The sequence below is a fragment of the Actinophytocola sp. NPDC049390 genome (assembly GCF_044466355.1).
Classification (GTDB): Bacteria; Actinomycetota; Actinomycetes; order Mycobacteriales; family Pseudonocardiaceae; genus Actinophytocola.
The window spans coordinates 405,023-422,999 of the sequence record NZ_JBITMQ010000006.1 but is presented as its reverse complement, the minus strand read 5'-3'; the positions used below and the strand labels follow the sequence as shown (position 1 = coordinate 422,999).

Sequence of the window (17,977 nt, the reverse complement as noted above, 5' to 3'; positions counted from 1 at the left end):
TCGGGGAGGGGGCCTCACGATTTGGGCGTGTTGAGATTTGGCATGGATGGGTTCCTGCCTGCCCTCCCATCGACCTCCCTCCGGGCTATCACACCGCGTCAAGGGGCCGGTGTTTCGTGCACGGGGTGCTTCGGGCAGGCCCCTTGACCCGGTGTGATCGGGCTTCGCCAGGTCGACGGGAGGGCAGGCAGGCCGTCTTTGTGGGCTGCGCCCGGCTTGTGCACGGGGCTGGGGGCCCGCTTCGCGGGTCTGATCGCCGAAAAGGGAGATCCTTGCTCATGTCCGGGCGTGACGTTCCCAATGTGACGATCATGGTCCGAGGGCAATGCGCTGAAGGACCCCTTCGTCGCGTTGCGGTGACGAAGGGGTCCTTCGGTGTGGTCGCTGGTTACTTCAGGCGTAGCGTTTTCATGATCTGGTAGATCTTTGTGTTCTGGTTGGCCAGTTGTTCGTGGGTCACGCCTGGTTTCGGGTCGAAGCTGATGCCGTGCTGGCTCGCCACGATCTGTACGTCGCACATCGAGAGCAGGCCCTGCTCGCCGTGCCGGCGGCCGTAGCCGGAGGCCTTGCGGCCGCCCATCGGTGCGTCGTAGGAGATGTGCGTCGACACGTAGCCCTCGTTGATGTTCACCGCGCCTGACTTGATCTGTGCTGCCAGGCGGTGGGCCTTGCCGAGGTCCTTGGTCCAGATGCTCGCGTTCAGGCCGTACTCCGTCGCGTTGGCCAGGCGGAGTGCCTCGTCCTCGTCGCGGAACGGGTACACCGACACGACCGGGCCGAAGGTCTCCTCGGTCGCGATCTCGCAGGCCGCGTTGACGCCGGTGAGCACCGTCGGCTCGTAGAAGTACGGGCCCAGGTCCGGGCGGGCCTTGCCGCCGACCTCCACGCGTGCGCCGTGGGCGACCGCGTCGTCCACGTGCCGGACGACCTTGTCCAGCTGGCGCTGGTGCGACAGCGAACCCAGGTCGTAGTCGAAGTCGAAGCCCTGGCCCAGTTTCAGGTCTCGGGTGTGGGCCACGAGCTTCTCCACGAACTGCGTGTAGATCGACTCGTGGACGTAGATCCGCTCGGAGCACAGGCACATCTGGCCGCCGCTCACGAAACCCGAGCGGGCGGCGGCCGGGATGACCTTGTCCAGGTCCGCGTCCGGGAACACCAGCATCGGGTTCTTGCCGCCCAGCTGCATGGTGGCGCCGACGAGCCTGCTCGCCGCGGCCTCCGCGATCTTCCTGCCCGCCTCGTTGCCGCCGGTGAAGCACACGTGGTCGGCGCCCTCGATCAGCGCCGGGCCGATCTCCGACGGCTCGCCCACGACGATCTGCCACAGTCCCGCGGGCAGGCCCGCCTTGACCAGCAGCTCACGGGCCAGCAGCGGAGCCAGCGCGGTCTGCGTGTCCGGCTTGAAGACGACACCGTTGCCGGCGATGAGAGCCGGGATGACGTCGCAGATGCCGTCCGAGATCGGGTAGTTGAACGGCGAGATCACCGCGACGACGCCCTTGGGGTGCCGCAGCTCGGTGACGCGCGTGGCGAACGGGATGCCGCCCTTGCGACTGCGCGGCGACAGGTACGCCTTCGCGTTGCGGGCGTAGTACAGCGCCATGCCCGCCACGTCGATGGTCTCCTCGAAGGCGGTGAACCGGGCCTTGCCGGTCTGCGCCTGGATGAGGTCCATCAGCTTCTTGTTGTGCAGCACCAGCTTGTAGTACTTCAGGAAGACCTTCGCGCGCTGGGCCGGGGTCGTGGCCGCCCAGCGGGCCTGCGCGCCCCGCGCCTTCGCGAACGCGGCCGCCACATCCGCGGGAGTCGAGGTGGCCACGTCGACCAGCGGCTCACCGGTCCACGGCGCGTACGTCGTCACGGTCGGCCCGGTTCCCGTGAGCTGACTGGCGAGCTGCCTGGTCAGCCCCTCGGGAAGCAGCGGCTTCCGGTCGATGGAGATGGTCACGTGTCTCGTCCTTCCGGGTGCGGGTTCAGATCGCTCGGCCGACCGCCGCGTCCGTCGGCGGGTCTATCCAGTGCCGGCTGCGCTGGAAGCTGTACTTCGGCACGGAGACCTTCCTCGGGCTCCGCCCCTCGTGGTAGGCGTGCCAGTCGACGTCCGCACCGGCGAGCCACAACCGCGCGAGGACCTCGGCCGCGCTTTCCGTGCCCGGCAGCGTCACGACCAGGTCGGACTCTCCCTGCCGTACACCCCAATGCTCCAGCAACCTGCCCAGCGCGCGCCCATGGTCGAGGCACTCGTCGAACGCGTTCCGGTAGAACGGCTCGGTCCGGTACAGGTCCTCGTCGGCCGTCGGCTGTGCTCCGCTGTACCGGAACACGACCGGGCGGCCGACGTGGGCGTCGGTGCCGCGGAGCACCGCGGCGAACTCCCCCGTGGCCGACACGACCGCGGCCCCGCGGTGCTGGAACACCCGCCGTCCGGTCTGCAGCGTGTACGCCACGTCCGCGAGGTCCACATCGGACGATTCAAGCAACGACGCCAGCCGGTCGCCGAACGCGTCGGCCGCCTCGGCCGTTCGCGCCGACCACACCAGCACCTGCTGCGTGCGGTCCGGCAACCGCTCCGCACGCGGCAGCGACGGCGCTTCCTCCACCACCACGTGCGCGTTCGCGCCACCCAGCCCGAAGGCACTCACACCCGCCCGGCGCGGCCGGTCGCCTCGGCGCCACGGCCGTCGTTCGGTGACGACCTCCATGCGGGTGCGGGCGAGCTGCGCGTTGGGCTTGCTGTGGTTGATCGTCGCCGGGATCTCCTCGTGTGTCAGCGCCAGCGCGACCTTGATCAGGCCCGCCACCCCGGCCGCCCGGTCGAGGTGGCCCAGGTTCGGCTTCACGGAGCCGAGTGCGAGCGGCGTGTCGCCGAACACCTGGTGCAGCGCGGACACCTCGATCGTGTCGCCCAGTGCGGTGCCGGTGCCGTGCGCCTCCAGGTAGTCCACATCGGACGGTTCGAGACCGGCGGCCGCGAGCGCTTCCGCCACGACCCCGGCCTGACCCTGCACACCGGGCGCCACCCACGCGGCCTTGGCGGCGCCGTCGTGGTTGACCGCCCAGCCGCGGATGACGCCGTAGATCCGGTCCCCGTCGGCGACCGCGTCCGCGAGCCTGCGCAGCACCACGACGCCGAGCCCGTTGCCGGTGCCGTGCGGGGTGCCCTCGCCCGCCTCGTCGAACGCGCGGCACCGGCCGTCGGGCGACGACGTGCCGCCCGGCTCGTACCGGTAGCCGACGCGGTGCGGCACCTCGATGGCCACCCCGCCCGCGAGCGCGACGTCGCACTCGCCGGTCATGAGGCTCGAGCACGCCACCGACACGGCGACGAGCGACGTCGCGCAGTACGCCTGCACGCCGACGCTCGGGCCGGTCAGCCCGAGCGTGTGGGACACGCGGCTGGTCAGCGAGTCCTTGTCGTTGCACAACCCGATCGCGAGCTTCCCGGCGCCCGCGACCAGTTCCTTGTGCTGGATCAGGTTGTAGATCATGTAGGTGCTCATCTGGCTGCCCGCGTACACGCCGACGAGCCCCGGCGCGCGGTCCGGGTCGATGCCCGCGTCCTCCAGCGCGTGCCAGCAGTTCTCGAGGAACAGCCGCTGCTGCGGGTCCATCAGCGCGGCCTCGTGCGCCGGGTAGCCGAAGAAGCCGTTGTCGAACAGCTCGATGTCGTCCAGGACGGCCGCGGCGGGCACGTACGCGGGGTCGGCGACCAGCTCCGGGTCCTCACCGGCGGCGAGCAACTCCTCACGGCTGAACCAGGTGACGCATTCCCTGCCGTCCCGCAGGTTCCGCCACAACTCGTCGACGTCGCGGCTGCCGGGGAACTGCCCGGCCATGCCGACGATCGCGATGTCGTTGTCGGAGTCGAGCGGGGCGGTCATGCCGCCCCCTTGCGTGCCTGCGCCATCGCCCGCCTGCGCGCACCACGCGCGGCTTGTGCGTCCACAGCGGACGGACGGGCCGGTGCCTCGGCGGTGAGCGAGTCGAGCAGCTCGGCGAACTGGGCCGGGGTCGGCCGCTCGAACAGGCTGGCCGGGGTCAGCTCGACGTCGAACTCCTTCGCCAGCCGGGACACGACCGCGACGCCGATCATCGACGTGCCGCCCAGCTCGAAGAACGGGTCGTTGACGCCGATGGCCTCGATGCCGAGGTGTTCCTCCCACGCCTGGGTGACCGTGCGCTCGGTCGGGGTGCGTGGCGGCAGGAACGACGTCCGCAGGTCCGGCCGCGGGAAGCGCTCGGCGTTGACCGGCGTCTCCTGCACGAACGGCGTCGGCGTGTACTGCGGCCAGAACCTGGTGCGCTGGAAGGGATACGTCGGCAGGTCGACGAACTGTCCCGCACGGGGCCACGTCACCGGGACGCCTCGCTCCCACAGCTCGCCGAGGGTTGCGAGCCACCCTGGCCGGTCCGTGCGCAGCGCGACCTGACCGGCGCCGGGTTCGGCCGCGAGGACCACGTCCACCCGTCCGGCCACCTCGGCGGCACTGCCGGTCGCGGCGATCGGCAGCAGCCTGCCGAGCGACGCCACCGGGTCGTCGGCGTCGAACGCGGGCTCGGCCGCCGCGAGGCCCGTCGCCCAGTCACCGCCCGGCACGAACCCGAGCGCCTGCTTGCCCGCCGGTGCCTGCGTGCCGGAGAACTCGGACCGCAGCTGCGTGACGGCGTCCGCAATGTCCTTGCACACCAGCGCCTTCCGCACCCGCAGCGCGGCACGTCCCGACTGGACGGTGTGGGCGACGTCGGCCAGCACGAGGTCCGGTGTGGACTCCAGGTGGTCGGCGAGTGCGGTGGCGAGTGCGACCAGCCCGGCCTCGCTCGCGGCGGACAGCGTGAGCAGCTGCCAGTCGTGCTCCGGAGTGGGCACGACCTCGACGGGCGGCGCCTGCTCGATGATCACGTGTGCGTTCGTGCCGGACCAGCCGAACGCGCTGATCCCCGCGCGACGGGGTGCGTCCGGCGAGGCGGGCAGCGGCTGGTTGCCCTGCACGGGCCGCACCGGGCCGTCGAGCGTGACGACCGGGTTCGGCTTGGTCAGGTGCAGGTTGCCCGGCACCTCGCCGTGCTTGACCGCCTGGATCGCCTTGATCAGGCTGGCGAGCCCGGACGACGCGACCAGGTGACCGATGTTGGCCTTCACCGCACCCACCAGCAGCGGGTGGTCGGCGGCCCGGTCACCGAAGACCTCCAGCAGCGCGCCGAACTCGATGGCGTCGCCGAGCGCGCTGCCGGTGCCCTGCGACTCCAGGAAGTCGATCTCGTCGGGCTTCAGGCCCGAATCGGCGAGCGCGGTCCGCAGCACCGCGATCTGCGCGACCTTGTTCGGCGCGGTCAGGCCGTTGCTGCGGCCGTCGGAGTTCACGGCGGAGCCGCGGATCAGCGCGTGCACCCGGCGGTCACCGGCGTCGGCGGCACGGGTGAGGATCACGGCGCCGCCGCCCTCGCCGAGCGTGTAGCCGTTCCCGGCCTCGTCGAACACCTTCGCCCTGCCGTCCGGGGCGAGCATGCCCATCTTCGCGAACTGCACGAAGTAGATGGGGTGGATGATCGCCGAGCTGGAGCACACGATGGCGTGGTCCACCTCGCCGCGGCGCAGGCTCGCCACCGCGAGGTCGAGCGCGACCAGCGACGACGAGCACGCGGTGTCGACGGTCATGACCGGCCCGCGCAGGTCGAACTGGTAGGCGAGGCGCCCGGCGGCGGCGCTCGCCGACCCGCCCATGGTGAGGTACGGGTCGTCGACGCACGCCACGCCTTCGGCCTCAGCCTCCAGCTGCAGGTACTGCCGCGAGTCGACCAGACCGAGGAACACGCCCGTCCTGGTGCCCTTCAACGACTCCGCCGGGATGCCCGCGTCCTCCAGGGCCTCCCACACCAGCTCGAACAGCAGCCGGTGCTGCGGGTCGATGCGCAGCGCCTCCTGCGGCGAGATGCCGAAGAAGGCCGCGTCCCAGCCCGCGATGTCGGGCAGGAACCCGCCGCGCTGCGTGTACGCCTTGCCGGGCTTGGTGGGGTCCGGGTCGTAGTAGTCCTCGGCACGCCACCGGTCGGGCGGCACCTCGGCCATCGCGTCGACGCCGTCCTGGAGGGCTTGCCAGTACCGAGCGGGGGTGTCGCCCCCGCCCGGCAGCCGGCAGGACATCCCGACCACGGCGAGCGGCTGGGTGGCCGCGGACTCCACCGCGGCCAGCCGCTCCTTGGCCTCGACCAGGTCGCCGGTAACACGCTTGAGGTACTCGACCAGCTTCTGTTCCCGGCTCTGAGACTGTCCCGCCTCCCCGGAATTTCCTTCAGGGAGTGTCATGTCAGCTCGCTTTCCCCAGCTCCGTGTCGATCAGGTCGAACAGGTCGTCGGCCGACTCGGCGGTGGACAGGCGGGCCTTCAGACCGTCCGAACGCTGCGGCTGCAGCGCTTGCCAGGCCGCGACCAGCTCCTGCAGCGCCGCGTCCACGCGGGCCCGCACCTCCTCGTCGTCGACCGGCACCCCGTTCAGGGCCTCGGCCACCCGCCCCAGGTCCGCGAGCACCGGCACCGGCACGGCCACGTCGTCGGTGACCAGCTCGTCGCGCAGCTGCTCGGCGAGCGCGACCGGTGTCGGGTAGTCGAAGACCAGCGTCGGCGCGAGCTTCAGGCCGGTGATGCCGTTGACGCGGTTGCGCAGCTCGACCGCGGTGAGCGAGTCGAACCCGATCTCCTTGAACGGCCGCTCCGGCTCGACGGTGTCCGGGTCCGCGACGCCGAGTACGGCGGCCACCTGCGCGCGGACCAGGTCGAGCAGCATCCGCTCCCGCTCGGCGGGCGGCATGACCGACAGCCGCTCGACGAGCGTGTCGTCCTTCGCGATGCCCGCGGCCTGCGCACGGCGGCCGTTGCCACCGGCCAGCGCGCGGAACAGCGGCGGCACCGGGCCGCCCCTGCGCAGCGCTCCGGCGGCGAACGCGACACCCAGCAGGATCGAGTGGTCACCGGCGACCGCGCTGTCGAACATCGCCATGCCCTGGCTCAGCTCGATGGGCTCCATGCCGCTGCGGGCCATGCGGGCCAGGTCGGCCTCGTCGAGGTGCCCGGTCATGCCGGACCGCTCGGCCCACACGCCCCACGCCACCGAGGTGGCCGGGAGGCCCTGGTCGCGGCGGTGCTGTGCCAGCGCGTCCAGGAACGCGTTCGCGGCCGCGTAGTTCGACTGGCCGGGGCCACCGAGGATGCCGGCGGCCGAGGAGAACAGCACGAACGACGACAGGTCGAGGTCCTTGGTCAGCTCGTGCAGGTTCCAGGCCGCGTCCACCTTGGGCTTCATGACCTTGGCCAGCGTGTCGCCGTCCTGCGACGCGAGCACACCGTCGGACAGCACACCGGCCGTGTGGATCACCGACGTGAGCGGGTGCGCCAGCGAGTCCAGCAGCGCGGCCAGCGCGTCGCGGTCGGCGGCGTCGCAGGCCTCGATGCGGACGTCGGCGCCCAGCTCGGTCAGCTCGGCCGCCAGCTCCGGCGCCCCGTCCGCCGCGAGACCGCGGCGGCTGGTGAGGACCAGGTGCCTGATGCCGTGCTCGGTGATCAGGTGCCGGGCGACCGCGGCGCCCAGGGTGCCGGTGCCACCGGTGATCAGCGCGGTGCCGTCGGTGTCGACCTCGCGCGGCACGGTGATGACGACCTTGCCGATCTGCTTGGCCTGGCTGAAGAACTGGAACGACTCCTGCGAGCGGCGCACGTCCCACGCGGTGAACGGCAGCGGCGAGATCTCACCGCGCGCCGCCAGCTCCGCGACCGCCGACCAGCCCGGCGCGATCACGTGGATCGGCGCGCCGAACAGCTCGAACGGCAGGTAGCTGATGTGCGGGTGCGCCTTCGCGACGTCCTCGGGGTCGCGCAGGTCCGCGATGCCCATCTCCAGGAACCGCCCGCCCTCGCGCAGCAGCCGGAACGAGGCCTCGATGAACTCGCCGGTCAGCGAGTTCAGGACGAGGTCGACGCCCTCGCCGTCGGTGGTGGCGCGGAAGCGCTCCTCGAACTCCGTGGTGCGGGAGTCGCCGATGTGGTCGTCGTCCAGGCCCAGGGCACGCAGGGTGTCCCACTTGCCCTTGCTGGCGGTGCCGAACACCTCGACGCCGCGTGCCTGCGCCAGCTGGATCGCGGCCAGGCCCACACCGCCCGCGGCGGAGTGGATCAGCAGCCGCTCCCCCGCCTTCATGTGCGCGAGGTTCAGCAGGCCGTGGTAGGCGGTGGTGAACACCAGCGGGATCGACGCGCCCTCGGCGAAGGTCCACGTGTCCGGCAGCGGCGCCAGCATCTCCACGTCGGTCACCGTGACCGGGCCGATCGAGCCGGGGAACATGCCCATCACGCGGTCGCCGGGCTTGAGGTCCGTGACGGCCGAGCCGACCTCGAGGACGATGCCCGCACCCTCCTGACCGAGGCCGTTGTGCATGGGCGCGAGGCCGAGCACGTTGAACACGTCGCGGAAGTTGAGCGCACAGGTGCGGACCGCGACCTTGACCTTGCTCGGCAGCAGGTCGCCGTCGAACCGGTCGTCCGGCACCAGCTCCAGGTCGGAGATGGTGCGGCCGGTGGTGTGCAGGCGCCACACGTCGGTGTCGGGTGCCTCCAGACCGGGTGTGCGGCGGGCCAGGCGCGGCACGAGCACGGTGCCCGCCCGCACGGCCACCTGGTCCTCACCGGTGGCGAGCGCGGCGGCCACCGCGTCGGCGGTCACGTCCTTCTCACCGAGGTCGACCAGCACGAACCGCTCGGGGTTCTCCGTCTGGGCGCTGCGCAGCAGACCCCACAGCGCGGCAGACGGCAGGTCGCGGACCTTTTCGCCACCGCTCACGGCGACCGCGCGCCGGGTCACCACGACCAGCTTGGCCTCGGCGAACCGCTCGTCGGCGAGCCACGCCTGCAGGTGCCCGAGCACCCGGAGGCTCTCGGCGTGCACCGCGGCGGGCAGGTCCGCCGCCGCCTCCACCGCGGCCGGGAGCAGGACCACCTCGGGCGTCCCGTCGATCGCGGCGACGTCGTCGTAGGAGGTGACGCCGTCGACGGCGCCGATGGCCGCCCAGCTCTCGGTCGCGCCGGGCTCCCCGGTCTCGTCGGGCGCCACCCAGTCCAGGGCGAACAGCGGGTCGTCGTTCGTGTTCTTGCGCAGCGCGGCGAGCTGCTCGGCGGAGATCGGCCGCAGCAGCAGCGACTCCACCTTGGCGACCGGTGCGCCGTTCTGGTCGACGAGGTCGATGTGGACGGTGTCCTCACCCGCCGACGACACCAGCACCCGCAGGCTCCGCGCACCGGTCGCGTACAGGGACACGCCGGTCCAGTGGAACGGCACGTGCCCGGCACCGTCCAGCAGCGCACCCGCGCCGATGGCGTGCAGTGCCGAGTCGAGCAGCGCCGGGTGCAGCCCGTAGGCGGCGGCCTCGTCCCGCTGCTTGCCCGACAGGGCGACCTCGCCGAGCACCTGGTCGCCGTTGCGCCACGCGGCACGCAGGCCCTGGAACGCGGGGCCGTAGTCGTAGCCCGCGTCGGCGAGGTTCGGGTACAGGTCGGTCACGTCGATCTCGGTGGAGCCGGGCGGCGGCCACGACGCGAACGTCGGCACCAGCGCGGGCACCTGGTTGGACAGCGTGCCCGCCGCGTGCCGGGTCCACTCGCCCTCGGCGGCCTCCTCGCCGTCGGGTCGCGAGTGGACGGTCACCGACCGCGCCCCGTCGTCGTCCGGCCCGGACACGTTCACCTGCAGCTGTGTGGCCTGGCCCTCGTTCAGCACCAGCGGGTTCTCGATGATCAGCTCGTCGAGCTGCGCGGCACCGGCGATGGTGCCCGCCTTGATGGCCAGCTCCACGAACAGGGTGCCCGGCGCGAGCGTGGCGCCCTGCACCTTGTGGTCGGCGAGCCACGTGTGGGTCGACGGGCTGATCCGGCCGGTCAGCACGAAGCTGTCGCTGTCCACAGGGGACACCACGGCGCCGAGGACCGGGTGCTGCGCGGCGTCCAGGCCCGCGGAACGGATGTTGCCGCCGGTGCCGGTACGGGTGATCCAGTAGTGCTTGTGCTCGAACGCGTACGTCGGCAGGTCCACCAGCGTGGCGTCGGTGCCCGCGTACGCGGCGGCCCGGTCCACCGACGCGCCGCGCGCCCACAGCGTGGCGGCGGCGGTCAGCACCGCGTGCGGCTCCGGCCGGTCCTTGCGCAGGGCGGGCACGATCGTGACCGCGTCCTCGTCGAGGCACTCGGCCGCCATGCCGGTGAGCACACCGGACGGGCCGACCTCGACGAACGTGGTGACGCCGGCGTCGGCCAGCGTGCGGACGCCGTCGCAGAACCGGACGGCGGCACGGACGTGCTCGACCCAGTAGTCCGGCGACGCGAACTGCTCGGCGGTGGCGATCCGGCCGGTCACGTTGGACACGACCGGGATCGTGGGCTCGTGGTAGGCGACGCCAGCGGTCACCGTGCGGAACTCCGGCAGCATCGGGTTCATCAGCGCCGAGTGGAACGCGTGGCTGACGGTCAGCTGCTTGACCCGGCGCCCCTGCTCCTCGAAGTGTGCGGCGACCGCGAGCGCGGCCGACTCGTCACCGGAGATCACGATCGACGACGGGCCGTTGATCGCGGCGATCTGCACCGCGTCGTTCAGGTGCGGCGTGACCTCCTCCTCGGTGGCATGGATCGCGACCATCGCGCCGCCGGTGGGCAGCGCCTGCATGAGCGCGCCGCGGGCCGCGACGACCACGCACGCCTCGGTCAGCGTCAGCACGCCTGCGACGTGCGCGGCGGCCAGCTCACCGATCGAGTGCCCGCACACGAAGTCCGGGGTGACGCCCCACGATTCCAGCAGGCGGAACAGCGCGACCTCGACCGCGAACAGCGCGGGCTGCGTGTAGCGGGTCTCGTCGAGCCCGTCGCCGTCGGCGATCACCTCGCGGATCGGCCGCTCCAGCAACGGGTCCAGGTGCTCGGCCACCTCGTCGAACGCGGCCGCGAACACCGGGAACCGTGCGTACAGCTCGGCGCCCATGCCCGCGCGCTGCGCACCCTGGCCGGTGAACAGGAACGCGACCTTGCCGCCGCCGGGCGTACCGGTGATGCCTGTGCCGTCCCGCAGCGCGTCCAGTCCGGCGAGCAGCTCGTCGCGGGTCGTGCCGACGACTGCGGCGCGGTGGTCGTACAGACCGCGGGTGCTGACCAGCGAGAGGCCGACGTCCGCGGGCCGCAGCCGTTCGTCACTGGTCACGATGGACCGCAGGCGCTCGGCCTGGCGGCGCAGCGACTCGGCGGTCTTCGCGGACAGCGTCCACGCGACCGGGCCCTCGTAGGGCGTGCCGTCGGCGTCGGCGTCCTCGCGGGGCGCCTCCTCGATGATCAGGTGCGCGTTCGTGCCGCTGATGCCGAACGACGACACACCGGCGCGGCGCGGCGTCTCACGCGACGGCCACGGCTGCGGCTCGGTCAGCAGCCGGACGGTGCCCGCCGACCAGTCGACCTCGGGGGTCGGCTCGTCCACGTGCAGCGTCGCGGGCAGCTCCTCGTGCCGCAGCGCCAGCACCATCTTGATGAGGCCCGCGACACCGGCGCCCGCCTGCGCGTGGGAGATGTTGGACTTGACCGAACCGAGCCACAGGGGCCGGTCGGGCGAGTGCGACGAGCCGTAGCTCGCCATCATGGCCTGCGCCTCGATCGGGTCGCCGATCGACGTCGCGGTGCCGTGCGCCTCGACGGCGTCGATGTCGCCGGGCCGCAGGTCGGCGTCGGCGAGCGCGTCGGCGATGACCCGCTGCTGCGCGGGGCCGTTCGGCGCGGTGAGGCCGTTGGAGGCGCCGTCCTGGTTGACCGCGGACCCGCGGATGACGGCCAGGATGCGGCGGCCGTTGCGCTGCGCGTCGGACAGCCGCTCCAGCAGGACCACGCCGACGCCCTCGCCCCAGCCGGTGCCCTCGGCGCCCTTGGCGAACGAGCGGCAGACACCGTCCGGGGACAGGCCGCCCTGCTGCGAGAACTCGACGAAGCTGTACGGCTGGCCCAGCACGGTGACGCCGCCGGCGAGCGCGAGCGAGCACTCGCGGTCGCGCAGGGCCTGGGTCGCGAGGTGGACCGCGGACAGCGACGACGAGCACGCGGAGTCGAGCACGATCGACGAACCCTCAAGGCCCAGCGTGTAGGACACGCGGCCGGACAGGATGCTGCCCGTGGTGCCGGTGACGAGGAAGCCGGACAGGTGCTCGGGCATGTCGAAGTAGTCGCCGATGTAGTCGTGGTACATGCAGCCCGCGTACACCGAGGTCTTCGAACCACGCAGCGCGCCGGGGTCGATCCGCGCGTTCTCGATGGCCTCCCACGACGTCTCCAGCAGCAGCCGCTGCTGCGGGTCCATGGCGAGCGCCTCACGTGGGCTGATGCCGAAGAATTCGGGGTCGAAGTTGCCCGCGCCCTGCAGGAAACCGCCCCGGTTGACGTAGGTCTTGCCCTTCTGACCGGGCGTGGGGTCGTACACGCGCTCGATGTCCCAGCCGCGGTCGGTGGGGAACTCGCTGACGCCGGTCCGTTTTTCCGACAACAGGTCCCACAGGTCCGCCGGAGACGTCACACCACCCGGCAACCGGCAGGCCATGCCGATGATGGCGATCGGCTCCCGCGCGTCGCTGACAAGCCGCTGGTTCTCCTTCCGGAGACGGTCGTTCTCCCTGAGCGACTCACGCAAAGCCTCGACGAGTTGTTCCGAGGAAGTAGTCATGTTCATCTCCAGTAGAACCGGCGGATCGCGTCAATGCTATCGAAAATCGGACATACGATTAAGCGACTCGGCGGCCACTTGTCCATTTCCGAGAAACCCCCCGGTAATTGTCCGCCAATGCTATTCCGGAGAAGCACTTGATGAATTTTCTCAACCTGCGAGGGACTCCGGTTTCGCGGTTGTTCTCGTGGCCAGGTAGGCCACCATCGAGGTCAGGTTCGGGTGGTCGAACACCAGGGTCGGCGGCAGCGAGATCTCGGTCGCCGTCGACAGCCGGTTGCGCAGCTCGACCGACGCGAGCGAGTCGAAGCCCATCTCGTCGAAGCGGCGCTCGGCGTCCACGTCGTCGACCGTGCTGTGCCCGAGCGACGCCGCGACCTCCGCCTTCACCAGCTCCGTGAGCGCCGCCACGCGGGCGTCGCCCTCGAGCCCGTCGAGCGTCTCGGCCCACGACTTGTCCGACACGACCCGGTCGGCGGCGTTGCGGCGGGTGGTGCGCACCATGCCGCGGAACAGCGGCGGGCACGATCCGCCGAGCGCGGCCAGCGCCGACGTGTCGAGCTTCAGCGGCACCACGCTGTCCCGGTCGGACAGCAGTGCCGCGTCGAGGCGTGCCATGCCCTCCTGGGCGGACAGCGTGAGGAACCCGGCGCGGGCCATCCTGGACCGCTCCACGTCCCCGAGCTTCCCTGCCATGCCCGCGGTCAGCGCCCACGGACCCCACGCGAGGGACACCGCGGGCAGCCCGGCGGCGTGGCGGTACGCGGCCAGCGCGTCGAGGAACGCGTTGGCGGCCGCGTAGTTCGCCTGCCCGGGGTTGCCGAGCACACCGGCGAGCGAGGAGAACAGCACGAACGCGGACAGGTCCATGTCCTTTGTCAGGTCGTGCAGGTTCCACACCGCGTCGACCTTGGGGCGCAGCACGGCGTCCACCCGGTCCGGGGTGAGGGAGGCGAGCACGCCGTCGTCGGTGACACCGGCGGTGTGGAACACCGCGGTGAGCGGGTGCTCGGCGGGGATGTCCGCGAGCACCGCGGCGAGCGCGTCGCGGTCGGCGGCGTCACAGGCGACGATGGTGACCTGAGCGCCCAGCCCCGTCAGCTCCGCCCGCAGTTCCTCGGCGCCGGGGGCGTCCGCGCCGCGGCGGCTGGTGAGCAGCAGGCGCCGCACGTCGTGTTCGGTGACGAGGTGCCGGGCGGTCAGCGCGCCGAGCGCGCCGGTGCCGCCGGTGATCAGGACGGTCCCGTCCGCCGCGAACGCGGCCGCCTTCTCACCGGGCCGCAGCCGCGCCATCCGTCCCAGGTGGCCGGTGCCGTCGCGCACGACGATCTGCTGTTCCTGGCTCGCGAGGAAGTTCGGCAGCAGGTGCCGGTCGGCGTCGGCGATGTCGACCAGCGTGATGCGGCCCGGGTTCTCCGACTGGGCGGAGCGGACCATGCCGACCACGGCCGCGGCGGGCAGGTCGGTGACGGCCTCGCCGGTGAGCCCCTGCGCGCCGTCGGTCACGACGACCAGCCGGGACGCAGCGAAGCGCTCGCTGCTCGACCACGTCTGCAGGTCCGCCAGCGCGGCGTGGGTCGCCGCCCTGGTCGCGTCGGCGACGTCGAGTCCGGAGTCCCCGCGCACGTTCAACACGACGACGTCGGCGGCGTCCACATCGGACAGCGTGCCCAGGTCGGCCGCCACGATCGACAGATCCGGTGCCGGGGTGGCGGGCAGCGGGGTCCAGTTCACGCCGAGCAGCGCGTCGACGCCGCGGTGGTAGGCGGCGTCGGCCTGCTCGTGGGTCATCGCGCGGCCCGCCATGGCACGCACGTGCGCGACCGGCCTGCCGTGCTGGTCGGCGAGCAGGATCTCCACCGCCGACTCGTCGGTGGGCAGCATCCGCACGCGCAGCGCGGTCGCGCCGGTCGCGTACAGGTGCACCCCGGACCACGCGAAGCCGACGGCGACGCTGTCGTTGAGGTACTCGGACGCGCCGAGGATCAGCACGTGCATGGCCGAGTCGAGCAGGGCCGGGTGGAGGTTGAACTCCCTGGTCTCCTCCGCGTACTGCTCGGGCAGCCAAACCTCGGAGTACAGCTCCTCACCGATCGTCCAGGAGTGCTTGAGGCCGCGGAAGTGCGGGCCGAAGGTGTAGCCCTCCTTGAGGAACCGGTCGTAGAGGTCACCCAGCTCGATCTCGCGGGCGCCGGGCGGCGGCCACTCGGCCATCTCCGCGTGCTCCGGCGGCACGGTCGGCTTGGTCATGCTCAGGGTGGTGGCGAGCACGCCGCTGGCGTTGCGGGTCCAGCCCCATTCGGCGGGCGCGTCGTCGAAGCGCGAGTAGACGGTGAAGCGCCGGTTGCCGTGCTGGTCGGGTCGGCCGACGACGAACCGGACGGCGCAGCCGCCGTCGTCCGGGACCACGAGCGGGGTTTCGAGAACCATCTCCTCGAGGAAGTCGCAGCCGACGTGGTTGCCCGCCTCGATGGCCATCTCGACGTAGCCGGTGCCGGGCACGATCACGCGGCCGAGCAGCGTGTGCCCGATGAGCCACGGGTGGGTGCGCAGCGACAGCCTGCCGGTGAGCACGACGTCCTCGGACTCGGGCAGCGTCACGACGGCGCTGAGCATGTTGTGCTTGACCGGGATCAGGCCGATCCCGGCCGGGTCGCCGCTGGTGCCGGGCTTCAGCCAGAACTTCTGGTGGTTGAACGCGTACGTGGGCAGGTCGACCCGCTTCCCGCCGCCGAACACCGCGGTCCAGTCCGGGCTGACGCCGTGGACGTGCAACGTGGCGACCGCCTCGACGACGGTGGTGACCTCGTCGCGGCCGCCGCGCAGCGCGGGCACGAGGGTGCCGTCGACGGTCTGGCCGGCCATGCCGGTGAGCACGGCGTCGGGGCCGATCTCCAGGTAGCGGGTCACGCCGAGGTCGGCGAGCGCGCGGACCGCGTCAGCGAACCGGACGGTGCCGCGGACGTGCCGCACCCAGTACTCGGGATTGGTCGGTTCCGCACCGACGATGGGGATGGTCGGCTCGTGGTACGTGACACTCGACGCGACCGCCCGGAACTCGTCGAGCATCGGGTCCATCAGCGGCGAGTGGAACGCGTGCGACACGGTGAGCCGCTTGGTCTTGCGGTCCGCGAACTGCGCGGCGATCGCCTCAGCAGTATCGGCGTCACCGGAGATCACGACCGACCGCGGCCCGTTGATCGCGGCGATGCCCACGGTCTCAATGAGATGCGGGATGACCTCGTCCTCGGTCGCCTGGATCGCGATCATGGCACCGCCGTGCGGAAGCGCCTGCATCAACCGGCCACGCGCCGACACGATCGTGCACGCGTCCGCCAGCGACCAGACACCCGCGACATGCGCGGCCGCCAGCTCACCAATGGAGTGCCCGGCAAGCAAGTCCGGGCGAACACCCCACGACTCGAACAGCCGGTACAGCGCGACCTCGAACGCGAACAGCGCGGGCTGCGTGTTGCCCGTGTCGTCGAGACCCTCCCCGGACGCGATCACGTCCCGCAGCCCGGGTTCGAAGTGGGCCAGCACCTCGTCGAACGCCGCGGCGAACGCGGGGAACGCCGCGTGGAGCCGCTGCCCCATCCCCGCACGCTGCGCACCCTGACCGGTGAACAGCCACGCGGTCTTGCCGCCCTGGCGGGTGGACCCGGTGACGAGTTGCCCGTCCACCAACGCGGCCCGGTGTTCGAGCGCGGCGCGGGTGGTGGCGAGGGAGAAGCCGATGTCGGCGGCCGACAGCCCGGGGTTGGCCGCCGCGAAGGACGTCAGCCGGTCGACCTGGTCCCGCACCCCTTCGGCGGACCGGGCCGACAGCACCCAGGGCACGACCGGCAGCGTCGACTCGGTCGACGTGACCTCCTGCTCGGGCGCCTGCTCCAGGATCACGTGCACGTTGGTACCGGTGACGCCGAACGACGACACCCCGGCCCGGCGCGGCGCCCCGGTCTCCGGCCAGTCCCGTGCCTCGGTGAGCAGCCGCACCGCACCCGAGGCCCAGTCCACCTCGGGTGTCGGCTCGTCGACATGCAGTGTCCGCGGGAGCGTGCCGTGCCGCATGGCCTGCACCATCTTGATCACGCCGCCGACACCGGCCGCCGCGATCGCGTGCCCCATGTTCGACTTGATCGACCCGAGCCACAGCGGCCGCTCGCGGTCCTGCCCGTACGTGGCGAGCAGCGCCTGCGCCTCGATCGGGTCGCCGAGCGTGGTGCCGGTGCCGTGCGCCTCGACCGCGTCCACGTCCCGGGTGGACAGTCGCGCGTCGGCCAGCGCGGCACGGATCACCCGCTCCTGTGACGGCCCGTTCGGCGCGGACAGCCCGTTCGACGCGCCGTCGGAGTTCACGGCGGTGCCGCGCACGACCGCGTACACGGTGTGCCCGTTGCGGATGGCGTCGGAGAGCTTCTCGACGACGAGGATGCCGACGCCCTCACACCACCCGGTGCCGTCGGCGTCGGAGGAGAACGACTTGCAGCGCCCGTCGGAGGACAGCCCGCCCTGACGGCCGAAGTCGAAGAACGCCGACGGCGTCGACATGACGGTCACGCCACCGGCCAGGGCGAGCGAACACTCGCCGTTGCGCAGCGCGTGCGCGGCCTGGTGCAGCGCGACCAGTGAGGAGGAGCAGGCGGTGTCGACGGTGACCGTGGGCCCGACGAGCCCGAGCACGTAGGAGATGCGGCCGGACCCGGCGGCGGGCGCGGCGCCGGTGTTGTAGTAGCCGCCGAGGTCCTCGTCGGAGGACATCATCAGCGTGCCGTAGTCGTCGCCGTTGATGCCGGCGAAGACGCCCGTCTGGCTACCCCGCAGCGCGAGCGGGTCGATGCCCGCGTGCTCGAGCGCCTCCCACGCGGTTTCGAGCAGCAGCCGCTGCTGCGGGCTCATGGCCAGCGCCTCACGCGGGCTCACGCCGAAGAACGCGGCGTCGAAACCGGCGACGTCGTCGAGGAAACCGCCGCGGCCGGAGCCGGTCGAGTCGAGCCCGAACTTCTCGGCGAGCGCGTTCCAGCCGCGGTCGGCCGGGTACGGGCCGGTGGCGTCGGTGCCGTCGGCGACCAGCCGCCACAGCTCGTCGGGACCGTGCGCGTTCGGGTACCGGCAGCCCATGCCGACGATGGCGATCGGCTCCGGCTGCCTGGCCTGCAGGTCACGCAGCTGTTCCTTGGTCCGCGCCAGTTCCGCGGTGACCTTCTTGAGGTACTCGAGGAGCTTGTCGTCGGTCATCCGATTCCTCTATT

The 17,977-nt window shown here is 71.8% G+C and carries 4 protein-coding genes and 1 pseudogene; all 5 read right to left on the bottom strand.

Annotation, left to right across the window (positions count from 1 at the left end):
- Nucleotides 1-388: 388 nt before the first annotated feature.
- A complete protein-coding gene (locus ACIBVP_RS20300) occupies nt 389-1,948 on the bottom strand; it encodes a succinic semialdehyde dehydrogenase (protein WP_396107716.1) in 1,560 nt (519 codons plus the stop codon).
- Nucleotides 1,949-1,973: 25 nt separating this feature from the next.
- A complete protein-coding gene (locus tag ACIBVP_RS20295; RefSeq protein WP_396107715.1) occupies nt 1,974-3,881 on the bottom strand; it encodes a beta-ketoacyl synthase N-terminal-like domain-containing protein in 1,908 nt (635 codons plus the stop codon).
- The gene (locus ACIBVP_RS20290) at nt 3,878-6,304 is read right to left on the bottom strand and encodes a beta-ketoacyl synthase N-terminal-like domain-containing protein (RefSeq protein ID WP_396107714.1); all 2,427 of its coding nucleotides are present in this window, start codon (nt 6,302-6,304) and stop codon (nt 3,878-3,880) included. The genes ACIBVP_RS20295 and ACIBVP_RS20290 overlap by 4 nt, the downstream gene beginning before the upstream one ends.
- 1 nt (nt 6,305) lies before the next feature.
- Entirely contained in the window at nt 6,306-12,725 is a 6,420-nt protein-coding gene (locus tag ACIBVP_RS20285; protein WP_396107713.1) for an SDR family NAD(P)-dependent oxidoreductase, read from the bottom strand.
- Between the two features lie 150 nt (nt 12,726-12,875).
- Nucleotides 12,876-17,930: pseudogene (locus ACIBVP_RS20280) on the bottom strand (type I polyketide synthase); the annotation flags it as partial.
- Nucleotides 17,931-17,977: the final 47 nt, after the last annotated feature.

Bases quoted from the DNA above. Each gene is read 5' to 3' on its own strand.
- ACIBVP_RS20295 (WP_396107715.1), bottom strand. From the start codon at position 3,881: ATGACCGCCCCGCTCGACTCCGACAACGACATCGCGATCGTCGGCATG.
- ACIBVP_RS20290 (WP_396107714.1), bottom strand. From the start codon at position 6,304: ATGACACTCCCTGAAGGAAATTCCGGGGAGGCGGGACAGTCTCAGAGC.
- ACIBVP_RS20285 (WP_396107713.1), bottom strand. From the start codon at position 12,725: ATGACTACTTCCTCGGAACAACTCGTCGAGGCTTTGCGTGAGTCGCTC.